The organism is Streptomyces sp. NPDC031265, assembly GCF_055570295.1.
In genome coordinates, this window is record NZ_JBVIHM010000025.1 from 20,182 (window position 1) to 44,469 (window position 24,288).

At 69.7% G+C, this 24,288-nt stretch carries 20 protein-coding genes; 2 read left to right on the forward strand and 18 right to left on the reverse strand.

Translation table 11 applies throughout. From position 1 onward, the window contains the following. Window positions 1-61 precede the first annotated feature (61 nt). The 15 genes from recQ to ACZ499_RS30285 form a co-directional block, all read right to left on the reverse strand. On the reverse strand, window positions 62-1,921 hold the full coding sequence (gene recQ, locus ACZ499_RS30215) for a DNA helicase RecQ (RefSeq protein WP_468679412.1): 1,860 nt from the start codon (window positions 1,919-1,921) through the stop codon (window positions 62-64). Between the two features lie 269 nt (window positions 1,922-2,190). Continuing rightward, entirely contained in the window at window positions 2,191-3,846 is a 1,656-nt protein-coding gene (gene nuoN, locus ACZ499_RS30220; protein ID WP_468413000.1) for an NADH-quinone oxidoreductase subunit NuoN, read from the reverse strand. Next, window positions 3,843-5,453, reverse strand: coding sequence for an NADH-quinone oxidoreductase subunit M (locus tag ACZ499_RS30225; protein ID WP_468679413.1), 1,611 nt, complete (start codon window positions 5,451-5,453; stop codon window positions 3,843-3,845). The genes nuoN and ACZ499_RS30225 overlap by 4 nt, the downstream gene beginning before the upstream one ends. Window positions 5,454-5,456: 3 nt before the next feature. After that, window positions 5,457-7,403 (reverse strand): NADH-quinone oxidoreductase subunit L, encoded by a 1,947-nt coding sequence (gene nuoL, locus ACZ499_RS30230; RefSeq protein ID WP_468679414.1) that lies wholly within the window; start codon window positions 7,401-7,403, stop codon window positions 5,457-5,459. A 14-nt stretch (window positions 7,404-7,417) separates the two neighbouring features. After that, the gene (nuoK, locus tag ACZ499_RS30235) at window positions 7,418-7,717 is read right to left on the reverse strand and encodes an NADH-quinone oxidoreductase subunit NuoK (RefSeq protein ID WP_067163047.1); all 300 of its coding nucleotides are present in this window, start codon (window positions 7,715-7,717) and stop codon (window positions 7,418-7,420) included. Then, complete coding sequence (locus ACZ499_RS30240; protein WP_468679469.1) at window positions 7,714-8,526, reverse strand: NADH-quinone oxidoreductase subunit J; 813 nt, start codon at window positions 8,524-8,526, stop codon at window positions 7,714-7,716. The genes nuoK and ACZ499_RS30240 overlap by 4 nt, the downstream gene beginning before the upstream one ends. Further along, window positions 8,526-9,170, reverse strand: a complete 645-nt coding sequence (nuoI, locus tag ACZ499_RS30245; protein WP_468679415.1) for an NADH-quinone oxidoreductase subunit NuoI — start codon at window positions 9,168-9,170, stop codon at window positions 8,526-8,528. Before nuoI ends, ACZ499_RS30240 begins: the two co-directional genes overlap by 1 nt. After that, window positions 9,163-10,521 (reverse strand): NADH-quinone oxidoreductase subunit NuoH, encoded by a 1,359-nt coding sequence (gene nuoH, locus ACZ499_RS30250; protein WP_468679416.1) that lies wholly within the window; start codon window positions 10,519-10,521, stop codon window positions 9,163-9,165. Before nuoH ends, nuoI begins: the two co-directional genes overlap by 8 nt. 61 nt (window positions 10,522-10,582) lie before the next feature. Then, window positions 10,583-13,084, reverse strand: coding sequence for an NADH-quinone oxidoreductase subunit G (locus ACZ499_RS30255; RefSeq protein ID WP_468679417.1), 2,502 nt, complete (start codon window positions 13,082-13,084; stop codon window positions 10,583-10,585). Next, window positions 13,081-14,451 carry an NADH-quinone oxidoreductase subunit NuoF gene (gene nuoF / locus ACZ499_RS30260; RefSeq protein ID WP_385825542.1) on the reverse strand — a complete coding sequence of 457 codons (1,371 nt, stop codon included), beginning with the start codon at window positions 14,449-14,451 and terminating at the stop codon, window positions 13,081-13,083. Before nuoF ends, ACZ499_RS30255 begins: the two co-directional genes overlap by 4 nt. Next, complete coding sequence (gene nuoE, locus ACZ499_RS30265) at window positions 14,451-15,263, reverse strand: NADH-quinone oxidoreductase subunit NuoE (protein ID WP_468679470.1); 813 nt, start codon at window positions 15,261-15,263, stop codon at window positions 14,451-14,453. Before nuoE ends, nuoF begins: the two co-directional genes overlap by 1 nt. Before the next feature lie 26 nt (window positions 15,264-15,289). Continuing rightward, entirely contained in the window at window positions 15,290-16,624 is a 1,335-nt protein-coding gene (locus tag ACZ499_RS30270; RefSeq protein ID WP_468679418.1) for an NADH-quinone oxidoreductase subunit D, read from the reverse strand. Continuing rightward, window positions 16,624-17,349, reverse strand: coding sequence for an NADH-quinone oxidoreductase subunit C (locus tag ACZ499_RS30275; protein WP_468412984.1), 726 nt, complete (start codon window positions 17,347-17,349; stop codon window positions 16,624-16,626). The genes ACZ499_RS30270 and ACZ499_RS30275 overlap by 1 nt, the downstream gene beginning before the upstream one ends. Further along, window positions 17,346-17,900: a NuoB/complex I 20 kDa subunit family protein gene (locus ACZ499_RS30280; RefSeq protein ID WP_067163033.1), complete on the reverse strand. Its 555-nt coding sequence runs from the start codon at window positions 17,898-17,900 to the stop codon at window positions 17,346-17,348. The genes ACZ499_RS30275 and ACZ499_RS30280 overlap by 4 nt, the downstream gene beginning before the upstream one ends. 17 nt (window positions 17,901-17,917) lie before the next feature. Next, complete coding sequence (locus tag ACZ499_RS30285; RefSeq protein ID WP_007383963.1) at window positions 17,918-18,277, reverse strand: NADH-quinone oxidoreductase subunit A; 360 nt, start codon at window positions 18,275-18,277, stop codon at window positions 17,918-17,920. 806 nt (window positions 18,278-19,083) lie between these two features. On the opposite strand from ACZ499_RS30285, the gene ACZ499_RS30290 reads away from it, so the two are divergent. Continuing rightward, the gene (locus ACZ499_RS30290) at window positions 19,084-19,899 is read left to right on the forward strand and encodes a C40 family peptidase (RefSeq protein ID WP_468679419.1); all 816 of its coding nucleotides are present in this window, start codon (window positions 19,084-19,086) and stop codon (window positions 19,897-19,899) included. A gap of 199 nt (window positions 19,900-20,098) precedes the next feature. Here ACZ499_RS30290 and ACZ499_RS30295 read toward each other — a convergent pair whose 3' ends face one another. Continuing rightward, on the reverse strand, window positions 20,099-21,385 hold the full coding sequence (locus ACZ499_RS30295; RefSeq protein WP_468412980.1) for a geranylgeranyl reductase family protein: 1,287 nt from the start codon (window positions 21,383-21,385) through the stop codon (window positions 20,099-20,101). A gap of 100 nt (window positions 21,386-21,485) precedes the next feature. On the opposite strand from ACZ499_RS30295, the gene ACZ499_RS30300 reads away from it, so the two are divergent. Further along, a complete protein-coding gene (locus tag ACZ499_RS30300) occupies window positions 21,486-22,025 on the forward strand; it encodes a GNAT family N-acetyltransferase (RefSeq protein ID WP_468412978.1) in 540 nt (179 codons plus the stop codon). 443 nt (window positions 22,026-22,468) lie between these two features. Here the strand turns inward: ACZ499_RS30300 and ACZ499_RS30305 are convergent, their stop codons facing one another. Then, the gene (locus tag ACZ499_RS30305; RefSeq protein WP_385537995.1) at window positions 22,469-23,380 is read right to left on the reverse strand and encodes a glutaminase; all 912 of its coding nucleotides are present in this window, start codon (window positions 23,378-23,380) and stop codon (window positions 22,469-22,471) included. A 21-nt stretch (window positions 23,381-23,401) separates the two neighbouring features. After that, window positions 23,402-24,097 (reverse strand): demethylmenaquinone methyltransferase, encoded by a 696-nt coding sequence (locus ACZ499_RS30310; RefSeq protein WP_468412974.1) that lies wholly within the window; start codon window positions 24,095-24,097, stop codon window positions 23,402-23,404. Window positions 24,098-24,288: the final 191 nt, after the last annotated feature.

Consider the following 24,288-nt stretch of genomic DNA (forward strand, 5'->3'; position numbering starts at 1 on the left):
AAGGGGGGGGGGGGGGGGGGCGGGGGGGGGGGGGGGGGCCCCCCCCCGCCCCCCCCCGCGGCTACTCCTGCTCCCCCAGCGCCTCCAGCACACCCTCCCCGTACGTCGCCAGCTTCTTCTCGCCCACCCCGGCGATCGTGCCCAGCTCCTCCACCGAGCCGGGGCGGGCGACGGCGATCTCCCGCAGGGTCGCGTCGTGGAAGATCACATACGCCGGGACGCCCTGCTCGCGGGCCTGCGCGGCCCGCCACGCGCGCAGCGCCTCGAAGAGCGGGGCCGCCTCCTCCGGGAAGTCGGCCGGGGCCGCCTTCGCCTTGGCCGCACCCCGTGCGCGGGGCGCGCGCTCCGGCTTCGCCGGTTCCGAGCGGAACCTGACCTCGCGCCGGCGCCCGAGGACCTCGCCGCTGGTCTCCGTCAGGACCAGCGTCCCGTACTCGCCCTCCACCGCCAGCAGGCCCTGGGCGAGCAACTGCCGCACCACGCCCCGCCACTGCGCCTCGGAGAGGTCCTCGCCGATACCGAACACCGACAGCGCGTCGTGGTCGAACTGGATCACCTTCGCCGTCTTGCGGCCGAGCAGGATGTCGATGATCTGGCCCGCCCCGAACTTCTGGCGCCGTTCCCGCTCCAGCCGTACGACGGTGGACAGCGCCTTCTGCGCGGCCACCGTGCCGTCCCAGGTCTCGGGCGGGTTCAGACACGTGTCGCAGTTGCCGCAGCGGTCGGCCGGGGCCTCCTGGCCGAAGTAGCCGAGGAGCTGGGCGCGGCGGCACCCGGCCGTCTCGCAGAGCGCCAGCATCGAGTCCAGATGCGCGGCCGCCCGGCGCCGGAACGCCTCGTCGCCCTCGCCGCTCTGGATGAGCTTGCGCTGCTGGACCACGTCCTGCAGGCCGTACGCCATCCACGCCGTGGACGGCAGGCCGTCGCGGCCCGCGCGGCCCGTCTCCTGGTAGTAGCCCTCGACCGACTTGGGCAGGTCCAGATGGGCCACGAACCGGACGTCCGGCTTGTCGATGCCCATGCCGAACGCGATGGTCGCCACCACGACCAGCCCGTCCTCCCGCAGGAAGCGGGACTGGTGCCGCGCGCGCGTGCCCGCGTCGAGCCCCGCGTGGTACGGCACCGCCGCCACCCCGTTGTCGCTCAGGTACTGCGCGGTCTTGTCCACGGAGGCGCGCGAGAGGCAGTAGACGATGCCCGCGTCCCCGTCGTGCTCCTCCTTCAGGAAGGTCAGGAGCTGCTTCTTGGGGTCGTTCTTCGGCACGATCCGGTACTGGATGTTCGGCCGGTCGAAGCTCGCCTCGAAGTGGCGCGCGTGCGGCATCGCCAGGCGGTCGGTGATCTCCCGGTGGGTGACCCGCGTCGCCGTCGCCGTCAGCGCGATGCGCGGCACGTCCGGCCAGCGCTCCCCCAGCAGCGAGAGCGCCAGGTAGTCCGGGCGGAAGTCGTGGCCCCACTGCGCCACACAGTGCGCCTCGTCGATCGCGAAGACCGAGATCTTGGCCCGCGAGAGCAGGTCGAGCGTTGCCTCCACGCGCAGCCGCTCGGGGGCCAGATACAGCAGGTCGAGCTCGCCCGCGAGGAGCTCCGCCTCCACCGTGCGGCGCTCGTCGAAGTCCTGGGTGGAGTTGATGAACCCGGCCCGCACACCGAGCGCCCGCAGGGCGTCCACCTGGTCCTGCATCAGGGCGATCAGCGGCGAGACGACGACGCCCGTACCCGGTCTGACCAGGGCCGGGATCTGGTAGCAGAGCGACTTTCCGGCGCCCGTCGGCATGAGCACCACGGCGTCCCCGCCGGCCACCACGTGCTCGATGACCGCACCCTGGTCACCGCGGAAGGTCTCGTAGCCGAAGACCCGGTTCAGCGTCCGCAGCGCCTCGCTCTCACCCACCGCAGCCTTCTCGTCCGTCCCGATCATCGCTCTGTCCCCGCCCGTCGTCCTCGTAACTCCGCCACCCCTGCCACGATAGGTGCCCGGGCCGACAGGCCCGGCCGAGGCGGTGCCAGATTTCCCCAGTACGGGCAAGAAACCCAAGGTCAGGGGCGGTAAAAAGTTATCCACAGGGGGCAGTGCAAAGCCCCGGCACCACCCACACGTGCCAGGGCCATGCACCCCTGAGGGGCGCGGGAAACTGCGCGACCAGCCACAGCGGACCCGCAGCCAAACCGAACCGCCTCCGCAGAGCGTCAGCGCACGAACACCCCCGCCTGACTGGCCAGATCCAGGAAGTACTGCGGCGCCACACCCAGCACCAGCGTCACCGCGACACCGACGCCGATCGCCGTCATCGTCAGCGGCGACGGGACCGCCACCGTCGGCCCGTCGGCCTTCGGCTCGCTGAAGAACATCAGCACGATCACCCGGATGTAGAAGAACGCCGCGATCGCCGACGAGATCACACCGACCACGACCAGCGGGCCCGCGCCGCCCTCCGCCGCCGCCTTGAACACGGCGAACTTCCCGGTGAAGCCGGACGTCAGCGGGATGCCCGCGAAGGCGAGCAGGAAGACCGCGAACACGGCCGCCACCAGGGGCGATCGGCGCCCGAGCCCGGCCCACTTGGACAGGTGCGTCGCCTCGCCGCCCGCGTCGCGCACCAGCGTGACCACCGCGAACGCCCCGATCGTCACGAACGAGTACGCCGCCAGGTAGAACAGCACCGACGAGATGCCGTCCGCGTTGGTCGCGATGACACCCGCCAGGATGAACCCCGCGTGCGCGATCGACGAGTACGCGAGGAGCCGCTTGATGTCGGTCTGGGTGATCGCGACGATCGCGCCGCCCACCATCGTGACGATGGCGACGCCCCACATCACCGGCCGCCAGTCCCACCGCATCCCGGGCAGCACCACGTACAGCAACCGCAGCAGCGCGCCGAAGGCCGCGACCTTGGTGGCGGCCGCCATGAAGCCGGTGACCGGGGTGGGCGCGCCCTGGTAGACGTCCGGCGTCCACATGTGGAACGGCACGGCGCCGACCTTGAACAGCAGCCCCATCAGGAGCATCGCGCCGCCGATCAGCAGCAGCGCGTCGTTGCCCATCGTGCCCGCGAGCGCCGGGTCCACGGTCTGGACCGTGCCGTCGACGACGTCCGCGATGGTCGCGTACTGGACCGAGCCCGCGTAGCCGTACAGGAGCGCGATGCCGAACAGCAGGAACGCCGACGAGAAGGCGCCGAGCAGGAAGTACTTCACTGCCGCTTCCTGCGACATCAGCCGCTTTCGGCGGGCCAGCGCACACAGCAGGTACAGCGGGAGGGAGAAGACCTCCAGCGCCACGAAGAGCGTCAGCAGGTCGTTGGCCGCCGGGAACACCAGCATCCCGGAGATCGCGAAGAGCGCCAACGGGAAGACCTCGGTGGTCGTGAAACCGGCCTTGACCGCGGCCTTCTCGCTCTCGCTTCCCGGTACGGACGCGGCCTGCGCGGCGAAGGAGTCGACCCGGTTGCCGTGCACGTCGGGGTCGAGGCGGCGCTCCGCGAAGGTGAAGATCGCGACGATCGAGGCGAGGAGAATGGTGCCCTGGAGGAAGAGCGCCGGGCCGTCGACGGCCACCGCGCCCATCGCCGCGATGTGCGCCTTCGTCGTGCCGTATCCGTCGGCGGCGAGCCCGACGACCGCGGCGAAGGCGGCGGCGAGCGCGACGACGGAGAGGAACACCTGGGCGTAGTAACGGCTCTTGCGCGGGACGAACGCCTCGATCAGCACGCCCACCACCGCCGCGCCGATCACGATCAGCGTGGGCGAAAGCTGTGCGTACTCGATGTGCGGCGCGGGGATCTTGTCCACCTTGCCGTCGGCCGCCGTCGTCCACAGGCTGTGGACAGCTGCTGCTGTGCTCACTGGGCCGCCTCCACCACGGGCTTGGGGTCCTTCTTGTGTACGTCTGTCATGGTGTGCTGCACCGCAGGGTTGACGATGTCGGTCAGCGGCTTCGGGTAGACCCCCAGGAAGACCAGGAGCGCGATCAGCGGGGCGACCACCAGGAGCTCGCGGACCTTGAGGTCCGGCATGCCCTGCACCTCGGCCTTGACCGGGCCGGTCATCGTCCGCTGGTAGAGCACCAGCACATAGAGCGCGGCAAGCACGATGCCCAGCGTGGCGATCACGCCGATCGCCGGATAGCGGCTGAACGTGCCCACCAGGACCAGGAACTCACTGACGAAGGGCGCGAGCCCCGGCAGCGACAGGGTCGCCAGACCGCCCACCAGGAACGTGCCCGCGAGCAGCGGGGCCACCTTCTGCACCCCGCCGTAGTCCGCGATCAGACGCGAGCCGCGGCGCGAGATCAGGAAGCCGGCCACCAGCATCAGCGCGGCCGTCGAGATCCCGTGGTTGACCATGTACAGCGTGGCGCCGGACTGGCCCTGGGTGGTCATCGCGAAGATGCCCATGACGATGAACCCGAAGTGCGAGATCGACGCGTACGCCACCAGGCGCTTGATGTCCCGCTGGCCGACCGCGAGCAGCGCCCCGTAGATGATGCTGATCACGGCGAGGACCATGATCACCGGGGTGGCCCACTTCGACGCCTCCGGGAAGAGCTGGAGGCAGAAGCGGAGCATCGCGAAGGTGCCGACCTTGTCGACGACCGCCGTGATCAGCACGGCGACCGGGGCCGTGGCCTCGCCCATCGCGTTCGGCAGCCAGGTGTGCAGCGGCCAGAGCGGGGCCTTCACCGCGAAGGCGAAGAAGAAGCCGAGGAACAGCAGCCGCTCGGTGTTGGTCGCCATGTCCAGCGAGCCGTTCGCGCGCGCGGCCGCGATCTCGTCCAGCGAGAACGTCCCGGCCACCACGTACAGCCCGATCACCGCGGCCAGCATGATCAGGCCGCCGACCAGGTTGTAGAGCAGGAACTTGACCGCCGCGTACGACCGTTGGGTGGCCGCCGCCTCGTCCCCGTGCTCATGGGCGCGGTCGCCGAAGCCGCCGATGAGGAAGTACATCGGGATCAGCATGGCTTCGAACAGGATGTAGAAGAGGAAGACGTCGGTGGCCTCGAAGGAGAGCACCACCATCGCCTCGACGGCGAGGATCAGGGCGAAGAAACCCTGGGTGGGCCGCCAACGATAGTTCTCGGTCTCCTTGGGGCCTCCCCTGCTCGAACGGAGTTGAGAGCTTGGGGAAGGATCCGCGTCGTGCCAGCCCGCGACGATGATGAACGGGATCAGCAGGGCGGTGAGCGCGATCAGCGCCACCCCGATGCCGTCCACGCCCAGCTCGTAGCGGACACCGAAGTCCTTGATCCAGGAGTGGGACTCCGTCAACTGATAGCGGTCACCGCCCGGTTCGAACCGTACGAGCTGGACGGCGCCCAGGACCAGTGTGCCGAGCGACACCAGCAGCGCCAGCCACTTGGCGGCGGTCCGCCGCTCGGCCGGGACGGCGGCGGTGGCGATCGCGCCGACCGCCGGGAGCGCCGCCGTCGCGGTAAGGAGGGGGAACGACATGCCTTACACCGCCCTCATCAGCAGGGTGGCGGCGATGAGCACCGCCGCACCTCCGAACATCGAGACCGCGTACGAACGGGCGAAGCCGTTCTGCAGCTTGCGCAGTCGGCCGGAGAGCCCGCCGAACCCCGCTGCGGTGCCGTTGACCACTCCGTCGACCAGGGTGTGGTCGACGTACACCAGCGAGCGGGTGAGGTGCTCGCCGCCGCGGACCAGGACCACGTGGTTGAAGTCGTCCTGGAGCAGGTCGCGGCGGGCGGCCCGGGTGAGCAGCGAACCGCGCGGGGCGACGACCGGGACCGGCTTGCGGCCGTACTGCGCCCAGGCGAGGCCCACGCCGACCAGCAGCACCACGATGGTGGCCGCGGTGACGACGCCGGCGCTCACCGGCGAGTCGCCGTGCGAGAAGCTCGTGACCGGCTCCAGCCACTTCACGAACGCCTCGTTGATGCTGAAGAGCCCGCCCGCCAGGACCGAGCCGAAGGCCAGGACGATCATCGGGATCGTCATGGTGCCGGGCGACTCGTGCGGGTGCGGCTCGGCGTGTGCGCCCCGGGTCTCGGCCGCGGGCTCCACGCCCGGCTCCGCCGGCGACGGGGTCGGCGCCTTGCGCCAGCGCTCTTCGCCGAAGAACGTCATCAGCATCACGCGCGTCATGTAGTACGCGGTGATGGCCGCGCCGAGCAGGGTGACCGCGCCGAGGATCCAGCCCTCGGTGCCGCCCTTGGCGAACGCCGCCTCGATGATCTTGTCCTTGGACCAGAAGCCGGACAGGCCCGGGAAGCCGATGATGGCGAGGTAGCCGAGGCCGAAGGTGACGAAGGTGACCGGCATGTACTTGCGCAGGCCGCCGTACTTGCGCATGTCGACCTCGTCGTTCATCCCGTGCATCACGGAGCCCGCGCCGAGGAAGAGCCCGGCCTTGAAGAAGCCGTGGGTGACCAGGTGCATGATCGCGAAGGCGTAGCCGATGGGGCCGAGGCCGGTGGCGAGGATCATGTAGCCGATCTGCGACATGGTCGAGCCCGCCAGGGCCTTCTTGATGTCGTCCTTCGCGCAACCGACGATCGCACCGAAGAGCAGGGTGACCGCACCGACGATCACCACGACCGTCTGGACGTCCTGCACCTGGTTGAAGATGGCGCCGGAGCGGGTGATCAGATACACGCCCGCGGTCACCATCGTCGCCGCGTGGATCAGGGCCGAGACCGGGGTCGGGCCCTCCATCGCGTCACCGAGCCAGGACTGCAGCGGCACCTGCGCCGACTTGCCGCAGGCCGCGAGCAGCAGCATCAGGCCGACCGTGGTGTTGCGGCCCCAGCCGGTTTCGCCGACCTGGTTGAAGACCGTCGAGAAGGCGAACGAGCCCCAGGTGGTGAACATGACCATGATGGCGATGGACAGGCCCATGTCGCCGACCCGGTTCACCAGGAACGCCTTCTTGGCCGCCGTCGCCGCGCTGGGCTTGTGCTGCCAGAAGCCGATGAGCAGGTAGGACGCCAGACCGACGCCCTCCCAGCCGACGTACAGGAGCAGGTAGTTGTCGGCGAGGACCAGGAGCAGCATCGCCGCCAGGAACAGGTTGAGATAGCCGAAGAAGCGGCGGCGGTTCTCGTCGTGCTCCATGTAGCCGATCGAGTAGATGTGGATCAGCGTGCCCACACCGGTGATCAACAGGACGAAGGTCATCGACAGCTGGTCGAGCTGGAAGCCGACGTCGGCCTGGAAGCCCTCCACCGGGACCCAGCTGAACAGGTGCTTGTGCACCGCCCGGTTGTCGGCCGAGCGGCCGAGCATGTCGGCGAAGAGTGCCACACCGAGGCCGAAGGACACGGCGGCGAGCAGCGTGCCCAGCCAGTGTCCGACGGCGTCGAGCCGCCGCCCGCCGCACAGCAGGACGGCCGCTCCTAGCAGAGGCGCCGCGATGAGCAGCGCAATCAGGTTGTCCACGATTCAGCGACCCCTTACAGCTTCATCAGGCTGGCGTCGTCGACCGAGGCCGAGTGGCGGGAACGGAAGAGCGACACGATGATCGCGAGCCCGACGACGACTTCCGCCGCGGCGACGACCATCGTGAAGAAGGCGATGATCTGGCCGTCGAGGTTGCCGTGCATCCGGGAGAAGACCACGAACGCGAGGTTGCAGGCGTTGAGCATCAGCTCGACGCACATGAAGACCACGATCGCGTTCCGCCTGATGAGCACGCCGGCCGCGCCGATGGTGAACAACAGGGCGGACAGGTACAGGTAGTTGACGGGGTTCACTTCGCGGCCTCCTCTTCACGGCCGAGCCGCTCGGCGGAGCGCTGCTCCAGCGCCTTCAGGTCGGACAGCGCCTCGCTGGACACGTCGCGGATCTGGCCCCGGCCGCGCAGTGTCTGGTTGACGGTGAGCTCGGACGGGGTGCCGTCGGGCAGCAGGCCCGCGATGTCCACCGCGTTGTGCCGGGCGTAGACACCCGGGGCCGGCAGGGGCGGCAGGTGCTTGCCGTCGCGGACGCGCTGCTCGGAGAGCTCGCGCTGGGTCTTGGCGCGCTCGGTGCGCTCGCGGTGCGTGAGCACCATCGCGCCGATCGCCGAGGTGATCAGCAGGGCGCCGGTGATTTCGAAGGCGAACACGTACTTGGTGAAGATGAGGGCCGCCAGGCCCTCCACGTTCCCCCCCGCGTTGGCCTGCTTCAGTCCGTCGAAGTGCTTCAGGGAGGCGTTGGAGATGCCCGCGATGAGGAGCACCCCGAAGCCGATCCCGCAGACCGCGGCCCAGATGCGCTGGCCCTTGATGGTCTCCTTGAGCGAGTCGGCGGCGGTGACACCGACCAGCATCACCACGAAGAGGAAGAGCATCATGATCGCGCCGGTGTAGACGACTACCTGGACGATGCCCAGGAAGTACGCCCCGTTGGCGAGGTAGAAGACCGCCAGGATGATCATGGTCCCGGCCAGGCACAGCGCACTGTGCACGGACTTCTTCATCAGTACGGTGCACAGCGCGCCGATGACGGCGACGGTGGCAAGCACCCAGAACTGGAACGCCTCCCCGGTGGAGGTCGTCGTGGCGGAGACGGCGAGCTGCATCATGCGTCCACCTCCTCGGACTGTTCCCCGTCGGCGGGCTGCTCGCCCCTGGAGACGGCGACCTGGCGGACCGTGCCGGGCGCGGCCTCGGTGACCAGGCCCCGGTAGTAGTCGCCCTCGGTCATGCCCGGGTAGATGGCGTGCGGCGAGTCGACCATGCCCTCTTCGAGCCCGGCGAGCAGCTGCTCCTTGGTGTAGATGAGGTTCGCGCGGCTGCTGTCGGCCAGTTCGAACTCGTTGGTCATCGTCAGCGCGCGCGTGGGACACGCCTCGATGCACAGCCCGCACAGGATGCAGCGGGCGTAGTTGATCTGGTAGACGATTCCGTACCGCTCGCCCGGCGAGTAGCGCTCCTCGGCCGTGTTGTCCGCGCCCTCCACGTAGATCGCGTCGGCCGGGCAGGCCCAGGCGCACAGCTCGCAGCCGACGCACTTCTCCAGGCCGTCCGGGTGCCGGTTGAGCTGGTGGCGCCCGTGGAATCGGGGGGCCGTGGTCTTTGGCTGTTCCGGATACTGCTCGGTCAGCCGCTTCTTGAACATGGCCTTGAAGGTCACGCCGAAGCCGGCCACCGGGTTCAGGAACTTGGCCTCGGACGAAGCCCCGGGCTCCCCCGAAGTCTCCGCCGGTTCCGATGACTCAGACACCCTCGTCCTCCCTTCCGTCACGGTCACTCTCAGTATCGGACCCACCACTGACAACCAACTCCCGCTCGTACCTCGGGCGTCGGCGCGGCACCGGCGGAAGGGTCTGTCCGGGCAGCGGTGGCACCGGGAATCCGCCCGCCATCGGGTCGAACGCGGGTGGCCCGTCCTCGGCCGCCGACTCCTCCTGGCGGCCCCGGAAGACGTCCGCGACCAGCGAGATCAGCAGGACCGCGACGACCGCGCCCCCGACGTACAGCACGATCTTGGAGAAGTCGTGGCCGTCGTTGCGCAGCGCGCGCACGGTCGCCACCAGCATCAGCCAGACGACCGAGACCGGGATGAGGACCTTCCAGCCGAGCTTCATCAGCTGGTCGTAGCGGACACGGGGCAGCGTGCCGCGCAGCCAGATGAAGAAGAAGAGCAGCAGCTGGACCTTGATGACGAACCAGAGCATCGGCCACCAGCCGTGGTTGGCGCCCTCCCAGAAGGTGGACACGGGCCACGGGGCCCGCCAGCCGCCCAGGAACAGGGTGGTCGACACCGCCGAGACGGTGACCATGTTGACGTACTCGGCCAGCATGAACAGCGCGAACTTGATCGACGAGTACTCGGTGTTGAAGCCGCCGACGAGGTCGCCCTCGGACTCGGGCATGTCGAAGGGGGCGCGGTTGGTCTCGCCCACCATGGTGACGACGTAGATGATGAAGGAGACCGGCAGCAGCACGATGTACCAGCGGTCGTGCTGCTGGGCGACGATCTCCGAGGTCGACATCGACCCCGAGTAGAGGAAGACCGAGGCGAACGCGGCGCCCATCGCGATCTCGTACGAGATCATCTGCGCGCACGAGCGGAGCCCGCCGAGCAGCGGGTACGTCGACCCGGAGGACCAGCCCGCGAGCACGATCCCGTAGATGCCGACCGAGGCGCACGCGAGGATGTAGAGCATCGCGATCGGCAGGTCGGTGAGCTGCATCGTGGTGCGGTGGCCGAAGATCGACACCTCGTTGCCGGACGGCCCGAAGGGGATCACGGCGATCGCCATGAAGGCCGGGATGGCGGCGATGATCGGGGCCAGGACGTAGACGACCTTGTCGGCCCGCTTGACGACGAGGTCTTCCTTGAGCATCAGCTTGATGCCGTCGGCGAGGGACTGGAGCATCCCCCAGGGGCCGTGCCGGTTGGGCCCGATGCGCAGCTGCATCCAGGCGACGACCTTGCGTTCCCAGACGATCGAGAACAGCACGGTCACCATCAGGAACGCGAAGCAGAACACGGCCTTGAGGGCGATGAGCCACCAGGGGTCGCGGCCGAACAGGGAGAGGTCCTCGGCCGCGAGGAAGGTCGGGGTCACGCTCGCACCTCCGGTACGTGGACGGCGGCGCCCGGTGCCGCGGGGCGGACGGGGTAGTCGGTCACGGCTGCACCTCCGGTGCGGCGGTGGCGGCGTCCTGCGCCGCCGGGCCGATACGGACGACCTGGCCCGGGACCGCGCCCGTGTCCGCGTACACGCCGGTGCCGGTCGAGTTGAGCGGCAGCCACACCACCCGGTCGGGCATCTCGGTGACCTTCAGCGGCAGCCGGACCGCGCCCGCGGGGCCGCTCACCTCCAGCAGGTCGCCGTCCTTGACGCCGGTCTCGGCCGCCGTGGCCGCCGAGAGCCGGGCGAGGGCCGCGTGCCGGGTCCCGGCCAGCGCCTCGTCGCCCTCCTGGAGGCTGCCCAGGTCGAGCAGCAGCCGGTGGCCCGCGAGGACCGCCTCGCCCTCGGCGGGCCGGGGCAGCACATGCGCCGTCTCCAGCGGCTCGGTGGCGCGTGGTCCGCCCCAGTGGCCCAGACCCCGCAGCTCCGCGCGCGCGGCGCGGTTGTCGGGGAGCGCGAGGTGCACGTCCATGGCGTCCGCCAGCATGTGCAGCACGCGCGCGTCGGCGGGCGCCAGACGCCGGATCACCTGCTCGGGCTTCAGCGCGGCCTCGAACATCCGCGCCCGGCCCTCCCAGTTGAGGAAGAAGCCGGACTTCTCGGCGACGGCCGCGACCGGGAAGACCACGTCCGCCCGCTCGGTGACCTCGCTCGGCCGCAGCTCCAGTGAGACCACGAAGGCGCCGGCGAGTGCTTCACGCGCGCGTACCGGGTCCGGCAGGTCGGCCGGGTCGACGCCCGCGACGAGCAGCGCGCCCAGCTCGCCGGTGGCCGCGGCCTCCACGATCTGGCCGGTGTCCCGCCCGAAGCGGTGCGGCAGTTCGCGTACGCCCCAGGCCGCGGCGACCTCTTCACGCGCGCGTGGATCGGTGGCCGGGCGCCCGCCGGGCAGCAGCGCCGCCAGGGCGCCCGCCTCGATCGCACCCCGCTCGCCGGCCCGGCGCGGGATCCACACCAGCTCGGCGCCGGTCGCGGCGGCGGCCCGTACGGCCGCGCTCAGCGCGCCCGGCACGGCCGCCAGCCGCTCGCCGACGACGATGACGGAACCGGTAGCCCGCAGGGCCTCGGAGGCGGCCGAACCGTCGCCGTCCAGGCCGGCCCCGCCCGCCAGCGCGTCGAGCCACTCGGTCTCGGTGCCGGGCGCGGCGGGCAGCAGCGTGCCGCCCGCCTTCCGCAGGCCCGGCGTGAGGTGTGTGGCGAGTGAGAAGGTGCGCTGGCCGTGCTTGCGCCAGGCCTTGCGCAGCCGCAGGAAGACGCCGGGCGCCTCCTCCTCCGCCTCGAACCCGACGAGCAGCACCGCGGGCGCCTTCTCCAGCGAGGCGTACGTGACACCCTCGCCGGTGAGGTGGCCGCGCCCGGCGACCTTCGCCGCCAGGAAGTCGGCCTCCTCTGCGGAGTGCACGCGCGCGCGGAAGTCGACGTCGTTGGTGTCGAGGGCGATCCGGGCGAACTTGGCGTACGCGTAGGCGTCCTCGACGGTCAGCCGTCCGCCGGTGAGCACCCCGGCCCGGCCCCTGGCCGCCGTGAGGCCGGCCGCGGCCGCCTCCAGCGCCTCGGGCCAGGAGGCCGGCTCCAGCTCACCGGCCGCGTTGCGCACCAGCGGGGTGGTCAGGCGGTCCGGCTTCTGTGCGTACCGGAAGCCGAACCGGCCCTTGTCGCACAGCCATTCCTCGTTGACCTCGGGGTCGTTGGCCGCCAGGCGGCGCATGACCTTGCCGCGCCGGTGGTCGGTGCGGGTGGCGCAGCCGCCCGCGCAGTGCTCGCACACCGACGGCGAGGAGACCAGGTCGAAGGGGCGCGAGCGGAACCGGTACGCCGCCGAGGTCAGCGCGCCGACCGGGCAGATCTGGATGGTGTTGCCGGAGAAGTACGAATCGAACGGGTCGCCCTCTCCGGTGCCGACCTGCTCCAGCGCCCCGCGCTCCAGGAGCTCGATCATCGGGTCGCCCGCGATCTGCTCGGAGAAGCGGGTGCACCGCGCACACAGCACGCACCGCTCGCGGTCGAGCAGCACCTGCGTCGAGATCGCCACCGGCTTCTCGTACGTGCGCTTCTTGCCCTCGAAGCGGGTGTCGGGGTCGCCGACCTGCATGGCCTGGTTCTGCAGTGGGCACTCGCCGCCCTTGTCGCAGACCGGGCAGTCCAGCGGGTGGTTGATGAGCAGCAGCTCCATCACCCCGCGCTGGGACTTCTCGGCCACCGGCGACGTCAGCTGCGACTTGACCACCATGCCGTCGGTGCAGGTGATGGTGCAGGACGCCATCGGCTTGCGCTGGCCCTCCACCTCCACGATGCACTGGCGGCAGGCGCCGACCGGGTCGAGCAGCGGGTGGTCGCAGAACCGGGGGATCTCGATGCCGAGCTTCTCGGCGGCCCGGATCACCAGCGTGCCCTTGGGGACGCTGATCTCGATGCCGTCGATGGTCAGCGAGACCAGGTCCTCCGGCGGCACCGCCGCCTCTCCGCCGCCGGAGGGAGCGCCAGTCGTCACCGTCATGCGTTCACCTCCGTGGTGCGGTGCGGGGTGTCGGCCCACAGGGTCGACTTGGCCGGGTCGAAGGGGCAGCCCCGGCCCGTGATGTGCTGCTCGTACTCCGCGCGGAAGTACTTGAGCGAGGAGAAGATGGGCGCGGCGGCGCCGTCGCCGAGCGCGCAGAACGACTTGCCGTTGATGTTGTCGGCGATGTCGTTGAGCTTGTCGAGGTCGCCCATGGCGCCCTTGCCCGCCTCGATGTCGCGGAGCAACTGGACGAGCCAGTAGGTGCCTTCGCGGCAGGGCGTGCACTTGCCGCAGGACTCGTGGGCGTAGAACTCGGTCCAGCGGGTGACCGCCCGTACGACGCAGGTGGTCTCGTCGAAGCACTGGAGCGCCTTGGTGCCCAGCATCGAGCCGGCCGCGCCGACGCCCTCGTAGTCCAGCGGGACGTCGAGGTGCTCGTCGGTGAACATCGGGGTGGATGAGCCGCCCGGGGTCCAGAACTTGAGACGGTGGCCCGGGCGCATCCCGCCGCTCATGTCGAGCAGCTGGCGCAGCGTGATGCCGAGCGGGGCCTCGAACTGCCCCGGGTTGGCGACGTGCCCGCTGAGCGAATACAGCGTGAAGCCGGGCGACTTCTCGCTTCCCATCGATTTGAACCAGTCTTTCCCGCGAGTGAGGATCGCGGGAACGCTGGCGATGGACTCGACGTTATTGACAACAGTGGGGCACGCGTAGAGACCGGCGACCGCAGGAAAGGGGGGACGCAGCCGGGGCTGACCGCGACGGCCTTCCAAGGAGTCCAGCAGGGCGGTCTCCTCACCGCAGATGTACGCGCCCGCGCCCGCGTGCACGGTGAGTTCGAGGTCGAGACCGCTGCCCAGGATGTCCTTGCCGAGGTAGCCGGCCGCGTAGGCCTCCCGCACCGCCTCGTGCAGCCTCCGCAGTACGGGGACGACTTCCCCGCGCAGATAGATGAACGCATGCGACGACCTGATCGCGTAACAGGCGATCACAATGCCCTCGATGAGGCTATGCGGGTTGGCGAAGAGGAGCGGGATGTCCTTGCAGGTCCCGGGCTCCGACTCGTCGGCGTTGACAACTAGATAGTGCGGTTTGCCATCGCCCTGCGGGATGAACTGCCACTTCATGCCCGTGGGGAAGCCCGCGCCGCCCCGGCCGCGCAGCCCGGAGTCCTTCACGTACGCGATGAGGTCGTCCGGCGACATGGCCAGGGCCTTGCGCAGCCCCTCATAGCCGTCGTGCCGGCGGTAGGTCTCCAGGGTCCAGGATTCGGGCTGGTCCCAGAAGGCCGACAGAACGGGTGCCAGCAGCTTTTCGGGGCTGCTTCCGTTTCCGTTCCCACTCAGTTCGGCTGCCAAGGTCATCACTCCCCCTCCTCGTCGACCGGGCCCGCCGGGTGCGCGGGGTCGGACGCAGAGGTCTGCTGCGGTGCGTCATGCGAACTCAAGTGCTCGGAGCCGGGCTGCGGTTCGTCGCGGGGGCCCTCGCCGCGCGGGTGGACCACGCGCGGCTGCGGGGTCTCGCCCTTCGCCAGGCGCAGACCGGTCAGGGAGGCCGGGCCCGCGCCGCCGCTCGCCGCGACGGCGCCGGGGCGCTCGTCGGGGAAGCCGGCCAGGATCCGGGCGGTCTCCTTGTAGGTGCACAGCGGAGCCCCTCGGGTGGGCTCCACCGGCCTGCCCGCGCGCAGGTCGTCGACCAGTTGCCTGGCCGACTCGGGGGTCTGGTTGTCGAAGAACTCCCAGTTGACCATCACCACGGGCGCGAAGTCGCAGGCGGCGTTGCACTCGATGTGTTCGAGAGTCACCTTGCCGTCGGTGGTGGTCTCGTCGTTGCCGACACCGAGGTGGCGCTTGAGCTCGTCGAAGATTGCGTCCCCGCCCATCACCGCGCACAGGGTGTTGGTGCAGACGCCCACCTGGTAGTCGCCGGAGGGCTTGCGCCGGTACATCGTGTAGAAGGTGACGACGGCGGTCACCTCGGCGGTCGTGAGGTCCAGCATCTCGGCGCAGAAGCGCATCCCGGTGCGGGAGACATGACCCTCCTCCGACTGCACGAGGTGCAGCAGGGGCAGCAGCGCGGAGCGGCTGTCCGGGTAGCGGGCGATGACCTCCTTGGCGTCCGCTTCGAGCCGGGCGCGGACCTCGGCCGGGAAATCGGGCGCGGGCAGCTGGGGCATGCCCAGGCTCGTCGGCGTGGTCTCGGTCACCGGTCGACGCCTCCCATCACGGGGTCGATGGATGCGACGGCGACGATGACGTCGGCGACCTGGCCGCCCTCGCACATCGCCGCCATGGCCTGGAGATTGGTGAAGGACGGGTCGCGGAAGTGGACCCGGTAGGGGCGGGTGCCCCCGTCGCTCACGACGTGCACGCCGAGCTCGCCCTTGGGCGACTCGACGGCCGCGTAGGTCTGTCCGACGGGAACCCGGAAGCCCTCGGTCACCAGCTTGAAGTGGTGGATCAGGGACTCCATGGAGGTGCCCATGATCTTCTTGATGTGGTCGAGGGAGTTGCCGAGTCCGTCCGGGCCGAGCGCGAGCTGGGCGGGCCAGGCGATCTTCTTGTCGGCGACCATGACCGGGCCGGGCTCCAGGCGGTCCAGGCACTGCTCGACGATCCGCAGCGACTGGCGCATCTCGTCCAGGCGCACCAGGAAGCGGCCGTAGGCGTCGCAGCTGTCGGCGGTGGGGACCTCGAAGTCGTAGGTCTCGTAGCCGCAGTACGGGTCGGTCTTGCGCAGGTCGTGCGGCAGGCCCGCGGAGCGCAGGATCGGTCCTGTCGCGCCGAGCGCCATGCAGCCGGTCAGGTCGAGGTACCCGACGTCCTGCATACGGGCCTTGAAGATCGGGTTGCCGGTGGCGAGCTTGTCGTACTCCGGCAGGTTCTTCTTCATCGTCTTCACGAACTCGCGGAGCTGGTCCACCGCGCCCGGGGGCAGGTCCTGGGCGAGCCCGCCGGGGCGGACGAACGCGTGGTTCATCCGCAGACCGGTGATCAGCTCGAAGACGTCGAGGATGAGTTCGCGGTCGCGGAAGCCGTAGATCATGATCGTCGTCGCGCCGAGCTCCATACCGCCGGTGGCGATGCAGACCAGGTGCGAGGAGAGCCGGTTCAGCTCCATCAGGAGCACCCGGATGACCGAGGCGCGGTCGGGGATCTGGTCGGTGATGCCGAGCAGCTTCTCCACGCCCAGGCAGTACGCCGTCTCGTTGAAGAACGGCGTCAGGTAGTCCATGCGTGTGACGAAGGTGGTGCCCTGCGTCCAGTTGCGGAATTCGAGGTTCTTCTCGATGCCGGTGTGCAGATAGCCGATGCCGCAGCGGGCCTCGGTGACCGTCTCGCCGTCGATCTCCAGGATGAGGCGCAGCACACCGTGCGTGGAGGGGTGCTGGGGGCCCATGTTGACGACGATGCGCTCGTCGTCGGCGCGGACGGCGGTGCGGGCGACCTCGTCCCAGTCGCCGCCGGTGACCGTATATACGGTCCCCTCCGTCGTCTCCCTGGCGGAAGCGCGCGAAGTTGCGCTGTCGGTGTTCATCAGCTGTACGACCTCCGCTGGTCCGGAGCCGGGATCTGGGCGCCCTTGTACTCGACGGGGATGCCGCCGAGGGGGTAGTCCTTGCGCTGCGGGAAGCCCTGCCAGTCGTCCGGCATCATGATCCGGGTGAGGGCGGGGTGGCCGTCGAAGACCAGGCCGAAGAAGTCATAGGTCTCGCGCTCGTGCCAGTCGTTGGTCGGATAGACACTGACCAGCGACGGGATGTGCGGATCGCTGTCCGGGGCGGTGACTTCGAGGCGGATCAGCCGGCCGTGGGTGAGCGAGCGCAGGTGGTAGACGGCATGCAGCTCGCGGCCCTTGTCGCCCAGGAAGTGGACGCCGCTGACGCCCGTACAGAGCTCGAAGCGCAGGGCCGGGTCGTCGCGCAGGGTGCGTGCCACGCGTACGAGGTGCTCGCGCGCGATGTGGAAGGTGAGCTCGTCGCGGTCGACGACCGTCTTCTCGATGGCGTTCTCGGGGAGCAGGTCCTGCTCCTCCAGGGCGCCTTCGAGTTCGTCGGCCACCTCGTCGAACCAGCCGCCGTAGGGGCGGGAGGAGGCGCCCGGCAGGGTCACGGTGCGCACCAGGCCGCCGTAGCCGCTGGTGTCGCCGCCGTTGGCCGCGCCGAACATGCCCTTGCGGACGCCGATGACGTCACCGGTGTCGTCGCGCTGGGCGGGCAGGCCGCCGTTCTCCGGCGCCTCGGGAGTACGGTCGTCGCTCACCGCAGCAGCCCCTTCATCTCAATGGTGGGCAGCGCCTTGAGGGCGGCCTCCTCCGCCTCGCGGGCGGCTTCCTCCGCGTTCACCCCGAGCTTGGAGCCCTGGATCTTCTGGTGGAGCTTGAGGATCGCGTCGATCAGCATCTCGGGCCGGGGCGGGCAACCGGGCAAATAGATATCGACCGGCACAATGTGGTCGACGCCCTGCACAATTGCATAATTATTGAACATTCCGCCCGAGGATGCACAAACCCCCATGGAGATGACCCACTTGGGGTTGGGCATCTGGTCGTAGACCTGCCGCAGGACCGGGGCCATCTTCTGGCTGACCCGGCCCGCCACGATCATCAGGTCCGCCTGGCGCGGTGAGCCGCGGAAGACCTCCATGCCGAAGCGGGCCAGGTCGTACCGGCCGGCGCCCGTCGTCATCATCTCGATGGCACAGCAGGCCAGACCGAAGGTGGCAGGGAAGACGGACGCCTTGCGCACCCAGCCCGCGGCCTGTTCGACGGTGGTCAGCAGAAAGCCGCTCGGCAGCTTCTCTTCGAGTCCCATAGGTGCCCCTCAGCCCCTCAGTCCCATTCCAGGCCGCCGCGCCGCCACACATACGCGTAGGCGACGAAGACGGTGAGCACGAAGAGCAGCATCTCCACGAGCCCGAAAACCCCCAGGGCGTCGAAGGTGACGGCCCAGGGGTAGAGGAAGACGATCTCGATGTCGAAGACGATGAAGAGCATCGCCGTCAGGTAGTACTTGATGGGGAAGCGGCCGCCTCCGGCCGGCGTGGGCGTCGGTTCGATACCGCACTCGTACGCCTCAAGTTTCGCCCGGTTATACCTTTTTGGGCCGATAAGCGTGGCCATGACCACGGAGAAGATCGCAAACCCAGCCCCTAGGGCGCCGAGCACGAGGATGGGCGCGTAGGCATTCACGCTCCTCGCTCCTTCCAGTCGTCCTTGACCGTTGGACCGCACACGGGCACCGCTGCCACCCCCTCGCCGCGCGAAGATCGCGCACATGTGAGGCAGTTCACAAGCCCGACTGCACCGCATCCTATGCCCGGTGGTCTGTGATCTGCGACACGGGGTACGCCAACGGCTTTGTGATCTCCACCACCTGACGAAGGATCATGAAGTCGGATGAGCGGTGATCTTCACACCCGAAGCGGCCGAGTGATCACAAGGCGTAGCATCTACTCCTGTTACCGCTGGTCGCAAGGGGTGCGGCACTATCAAGACATGGGCCCTGCAGGCAAATTGGCGATGGACTCATTCGAGTGATAAAAGGTCGCGGCTCACTCGTGCGGGTGGGAGCCTCCCCGGAGGGTGGACCTGTGCACGCGTTCACGAACTCCGGACCGCCCCGGGGCCGACCCGGATCGGCTCGAAGTGATCTAGAACCAACTCCGGGCCGACCGCCCCCGTCGCCCCGCCCCCGCCTCGCTGATCACGAGCCGGTCACGGGACGGCCGACAGCCGGATACGAAGTGACCTGCGTCACAAGAAATCGTCACGGATTAAACCGGGCTTGGCCAACGGTGTGAACGGATGGTAGGCGACGGGCAATTCGGACTATTTATAAAAACCACATGATCACAGCCGTGATCGCGCATGCCCGGATTGCCCGTTACGGCGTCAATAAGGGCTCAGAGGAACCAGATTCGTTCGTCCCGACCGCAACTGTGGCGCAGCACACGTTTCTTGAAGGGAACCGTGAACCCCTGATAGCGGTTGTCCTCATGTCCCACACCGCTCACATACCCAGCCACCGGAAGCCCCGCCGCAGCGCCTCCAAGCTCGCGCTCCGTGCCGGAGTTGCCGGTGGCGTCCTCAGCACCATCGCGGTGGCAGGCGCCACAGGTCAGGCGCAGGCCGCCCAGCCGGTGACCGAGACCATCGAGATGCCCACGCTCACGACCGGGCTCGCGAGCACCGCCGCCGCTTCCGCCGAGGCCACCCAGCAGGTCGCCACCGACCTCCAGCTGAAGGCCCAGCAGAACGCGGCCGCCTCCAGCGCCGCCAAGGTCGCCAAGAAGGCCAAGGCCGACGCTGACGCCAAGGCCGAGTCGGAGAAGAAGGCCAAGGCCGAGGCCAAGGCGAAGGAGGAGGCCGCCGCGCGCGCCTCCCGCTCCTCCGCGCGCACCACCCTGAGCGCGTCGACCGGTGGCAGCAGCTCCGTCACCTCGTCCTCCACCGCGACGGGTTCGGCCGCCACCATCGTGAACTTCGCGCTGGCGCAGGTCGGCAAGGCGTACGTGTCGGGTGCCACGGGCTCCAGCGCGTACGACTGCTCGGGCCTCGTGCAGGCCGCGTACCGCCAGGTGGGCATCGACCTGCCGCGGGTCTCGCAGGACCAGTCGACGGCGGGCCGCCAGGTCTCGCTCTCCAACCTCCAGGCCGGCGACATCCTGTACTGGGGCGGCGCGGGCTCCGCGTACCACGTGGCGATCTACGTGGGCGGCGGCAAGTTCGTCGGCGCGCAGAACTCCTCGACCGGTGTGGTCGAGCGCGGCATGGACTGGGACCGGCCGACCGGCGCGGTCCGCGTTCTCTAGTCCTGGCGCTCACAGACGCACAGAAGGGCCGGTGCTCCCCGGAGAGGGGGGCACCGGCCCTTCTGGCGATACGAGCCGGACGAACACGTACGAGAGCGCACGAGACCCGCTCAGGCCTTCCTCAGGGCCTCCCAGAGCTTCTCGGGCCTTGGTAGCCACCTTGGCAAGGCCGGATCAGTGATGATCCGGCCTTGAATGATCAAGCTTTGGGAGCCACCTTCGAGAGGCCGTTGATGATGCGGTCCATCGCGTCGCCGCCCGTGGGGTCGGTCAGGTTCGCGAGCATCTTCAGCGTGAACTTCATCAGCAGCGGGTGGGTCAGACCGCGCTGCGTCGCGATCTTCATGACCTTCGGGTTGCCGATGAGCTTCACGAAGGCGCGGCCCAGCGTGTAGTAGCCGCCGTAGGTGTCCTTGAGGATCTTCGGGTAGTTGTGCAGCGCCAGCTCGCGCTGGGCCGGGGTCGCGCGGGCGTGCGCCTGGACGATGACGTCTGCGGCGATCTGCCCCGATTCCATCGCGTACGCGATGCCCTCGCCGTTGAACGGGTTGACCAGGCCGCCCGCGTCGCCCACCAGCAACAGGCCCTTGGTGTAGTGCGGCTGGCGGTTGAAGGCCATGGGGAGCGCGGCGCCGCGGATCGGGCCCGTCATGTTCTCGGGGGTGTAGCCCCAGTCCTCGGGCATCGAGGCGCACCAGGCCTTCAGGACCTCGCGCCAGTCGAGCTCCTTGAAGGAGTTGGAGGTGTTGAGCACGCCGAGGCCGACGTTGGAGGTGCCGTCGCCCATGCCGAAGATCCAGCCGTAGCCGGGCAGCAGCCGGTCCTCGCCGGGCCCGCGCCGGTCCCACAGCTCCAGCCAGGACTCCAGGTAGTCGTCGTCGTGGCGGGGCGACTGGAAGTACGTCCGTACGGCCACGCCCATCGGGCGGTCCTCGCGGCGGTGCAGGCCCATCGCGAGGGAGAGCCGGGTGGAGTTGCCGTCGGCTGCGACGACGAGGGGCGCGTGGAAGGTGACTTCCCGCTTCTCCTCCCCCAGCTTGGCGTTGACGCCGGTGATGCGGCCGGTGCGGTCGTCGACGATGGGGCTGCCGACGTTGCACCGCTCGTACAGCCGCGCCCCGGCCTTCTGCGCCTGGCGGGCCAGCTGCTCGTCGAAGTCGTCGCGCTTGCGGACGAGTCCGTAGTCGGGGTAGCTGGCGAGCTCCGGCCAGTCCAGCTGGAGCCGGACGCCGCCGCCGATGATGCGCAGACCCTTGTTCCGGAGCCAGCCGGCCTCTTCGGAGATGTCGATGCCCATCGCGACCAGTTGCTTGGTGGCCCGCGGGGTGAGCCCGTCGCCGCACACCTTCTCGCGCGGGAAGGCGGTCTTCTCCAGCAGCAGTACGTCGAGTCCGGCCTTGGCCAGGTAGTACGCGGTCGTGGATCCGGCGGGGCCGGCCCCGACGACGATCACATCCGCGGTGTGTTCGGAGAGGGGCTCGGTCACAGCGGGTTCTCCCGAAGACTCGATTTTGCGTGCCGGAAAGCACGGGACTTGTGCAGTCTATGGGTGGCTGTTGATCGTTATCGCGAAGGGTTGCCCCGCTATGAGCTTGTCCGAGGAGAAGTCCCTGCCACCGTCCCTGCCGTCCCCGCCCGTCGTACGGCTGCGCGTGCCGACCGAGGAGGACGCGTACGCATGGCACGAGGTATTCGACGACCCGGAGGTCATGGAGTTCCACGGGGGTGCCGCGGCGGAGCTGTCGGTGTATGAGGAGCTGACGGCGCGGCAGCGCAAGCACGACGCGGAGCGGGGGTTCTGCCTGTGGACCCTCCTTGGGGAGCACGACCAGGTGCTCGGCTTCACCGGGGCGCAGCCGTGGCCGCATGCGTGGGGGCCGGTGGGGGAGGTGGAGATCGGGTGGCGGCTGGCCCGGTCCGCGTGGGGCCAGGGGTACGCGACGGCCGCGGCCCGGGCCACTCTTGAGCGGGTGCGGGCGGCCGGGGTCGACCGTGTGGTGGCGATGGTGGATGCGCGGAACGCGCGGTCTGTGGCGGTTACGCGGCGGCTCGGGATGCGGCTTGCGGAGACGTTCGTTACGCCGGCGTCCGAGCGGGAGGGGTATTGCTTCCGGCTGTCGCTGTGAGCGCCCCCGGATCGCCTCGGCCTTTGCCTGCGGGCCGGTGGGGGGGTGCTCGCGCAGTTCCCCGCGCCCCCCAACCACCTTGATCTTCGCCTGCGGGCCGGTGGGGCCGAGTGCGCAGTTCCCCGCGCCCCTAAGGGGCGGCGGAGCCGCAAATGTCATATCCCCGCGCCCCCAAACCCCCGTGGGTGAGCGTCTTTCGGCCAAGCTGGGCCCCAACCCCGCCAGGGGCGCGGGGAACTGCGCGAACGGCGGCCCACGGCGGCCCGCAGGCAAAAGACCGCACGAGCCATCCGCTTCCCAGGGGCGCGGGGAACCGCGCGACCAGCCCGGCACGGCCCGCAGAGAAAAGACCGCACGACGCCACCCACTTCCCAGGGGCACGGGGAACCGCGCGGTCAGCCAACGACGGCCCGCAGGCACAGCCTCGTAAGAGGAGCGCGGGCTCAGAAGACCGACAAGCCCGTCAGGGTCGTGAAGCGGTCCAGGGCCGCGACCCCCGCCACCGAGTTGCCCCGCGCGTCCAGCCCCGGGCTCCACACGCACAGCGTGCAGTGGCCGGGGACGACCGCCACGATTCCGCCGCCGACGCCGCTCTTGCCGGGGAGGCCGACGCGGTACGCGAAGTCGCCCGCCGCGTCGTACGTCCCGCACGTCAGCATCACCGCGTTGATCTGCTTCGCCTCGCTGCGCGACAGCAGCCGCGAGCCGTCGGCGCGCAAGCCGTGGCGGGCCAGGAAGCGGGCCGCGAGTGCCAGGTCCGCGCAGCTCATCTCGATGGCGCACTGCCAGAAGTAGTGGTCGAGGAGCGTGGGTACGTCGTTGGCGATGTTGCCGTACGAGGCCATGAAGTGGGCCAGGGCCGCGTTCCGGTCGCCGTGCGCCGCCTCCGACTCGGCGACCACCGCGTCGAAGGCGAGCTCCGGGTTGCCGGTCTCCTCCCTCAGGAACTCCAGCAGCTCGCTGCTGGCGTCACCCGTGAGGGTCTGGAGCCGGTCGGTGACGACCAGCGCGCCCGCGTTGATGAACGGATTGCGCGGGATCCCGTTCTCGTACTCCAGCTGGACGAGCGAGTTGAACGGGTTGCCCGACGGCTCGCGGCCGACGTGCTCCCAGAGGCTGTCGCCGCCGCGCGCGAGCGCCAGGGCGAGCGTGAAGACCTTGGTGATCGACTGCGCGGAGAACGGCCGCTGCCAGTCCCCCACCCCGTACACCTTGCCGTCGAGGTCGGCCACTGCCATCCCGAAGCGGGACGGGTCGACGTCGGCGAGGGCGGGGATGTAGGCGGCGGGGGTGCCGCGCCCCACGAGGGGCGCGACGTCGTCCGCGATCTGATGGAGGACGGCCTGGTAGTCCACGGTGGTGTGCTGCTCGCCGGGTTACTGGGGCTTGTGGCCGCGGTGCAGCGCCACCACACCACCGGTGAGGTTGCGCCAGGCGACCTTGGACCAGCCGGCCTGCTGGAGCCGCGCGGCGAGCGCGGGCTGGTCGGGCCAGGCGCGGATGGACTCGGCGAGGTAGACGTACGCGTCCGGATTGGACGACACGGCCGTGGCGACCGGCGGCAGCGCCCGCATCAGGTACTCGCTGTAGACCGTACGGAACGGCTTCCAGGTCGGCTGCGAGAACTCGCAGATGACCACGCGCCCGCCGGGGCGCGTCACCCGGAACAGCTCGCGCAGGGCCGCGTCGGTGTCCTGGACGTTGCGCAGCCCGAAGGAGATGGTGACGGCGTCGAAGGTGTCGTCCTTGAACGGGAGCGCGGTCGCGTCCCCGGCCGTGAACGGCAGGTGCGGGTGGCGTCCCTTGCCCACCTTCAGCATCCCGATGGAGAAGTCGCACGGGACGACGTACGCACCGGTGGCGGCGAAGGGGAGCGACGAGGTGGCCGTGCCGGCGGCGAGGTCCAGGACCTTCTGGGCGGGGCGCGCGTCGACCGCCTTCGCGACCTCCTTGCGCCACAGCCGGGACTGGCCGAGCGAGAGCACGTCATTGGTGAGGTCGTAGTTCGCGGCGACGTCGTCGAACATCGTGGCGACTTCGTGCGGCTGCTTGTCCAGAGTTGCGCGGGTCACCCCTTCATTGTGCCCCCGGGGCTCCGCCCCGCCGCCCACGCCCCCCGTGACGCGCTCGTTCACCTGCGGGCCGTATGCGGCTGGGCGGGGGGGGGGGGGGGGGGCCTCCCCCCCCCCCCCGCCGGGGGGGGCGGGGAGGATACCAACAAACGCAACAGCGCAAAGGAAAACCACGACCAGGGCGTTGTCAA

Bases quoted from the DNA above. Each gene is read 5' to 3' on its own strand.
- nuoF (WP_385825542.1), bottom strand. From the start codon at position 14,451: ATGACCTTGGCAGCCGAACTGAGTGGGAACGGAAACGGAAGCAGCCCC.
- ACZ499_RS30225 (WP_468679413.1), bottom strand. From the start codon at position 5,453: ATGTCGTTCCCCCTCCTTACCGCGACGGCGGCGCTCCCGGCGGTCGGC.
- recQ (WP_468679412.1), bottom strand. From the start codon at position 1,921: ATGATCGGGACGGACGAGAAGGCTGCGGTGGGTGAGAGCGAGGCGCTG.
- nuoE (WP_468679470.1), bottom strand. From the start codon at position 15,263: ATGCCCCAGCTGCCCGCGCCCGATTTCCCGGCCGAGGTCCGCGCCCGG.
- ACZ499_RS30240 (WP_468679469.1), bottom strand. From the start codon at position 8,526: ATGCAGCTCGCCGTCTCCGCCACGACGACCTCCACCGGGGAGGCGTTC.
- ACZ499_RS30290 (WP_468679419.1), top strand. From the start codon at position 19,084: ATGTCCCACACCGCTCACATACCCAGCCACCGGAAGCCCCGCCGCAGC.
- ACZ499_RS30255 (WP_468679417.1), bottom strand. From the start codon at position 13,084: ATGACGGTGACGACTGGCGCTCCCTCCGGCGGCGGAGAGGCGGCGGTG.
- ACZ499_RS30300 (WP_468412978.1), top strand. From the start codon at position 21,486: ATGAGCTTGTCCGAGGAGAAGTCCCTGCCACCGTCCCTGCCGTCCCCG.
- ACZ499_RS30280 (WP_067163033.1), bottom strand. From the start codon at position 17,900: ATGGGACTCGAAGAGAAGCTGCCGAGCGGCTTTCTGCTGACCACCGTC.
- ACZ499_RS30270 (WP_468679418.1), bottom strand. From the start codon at position 16,624: ATGAACACCGACAGCGCAACTTCGCGCGCTTCCGCCAGGGAGACGACG.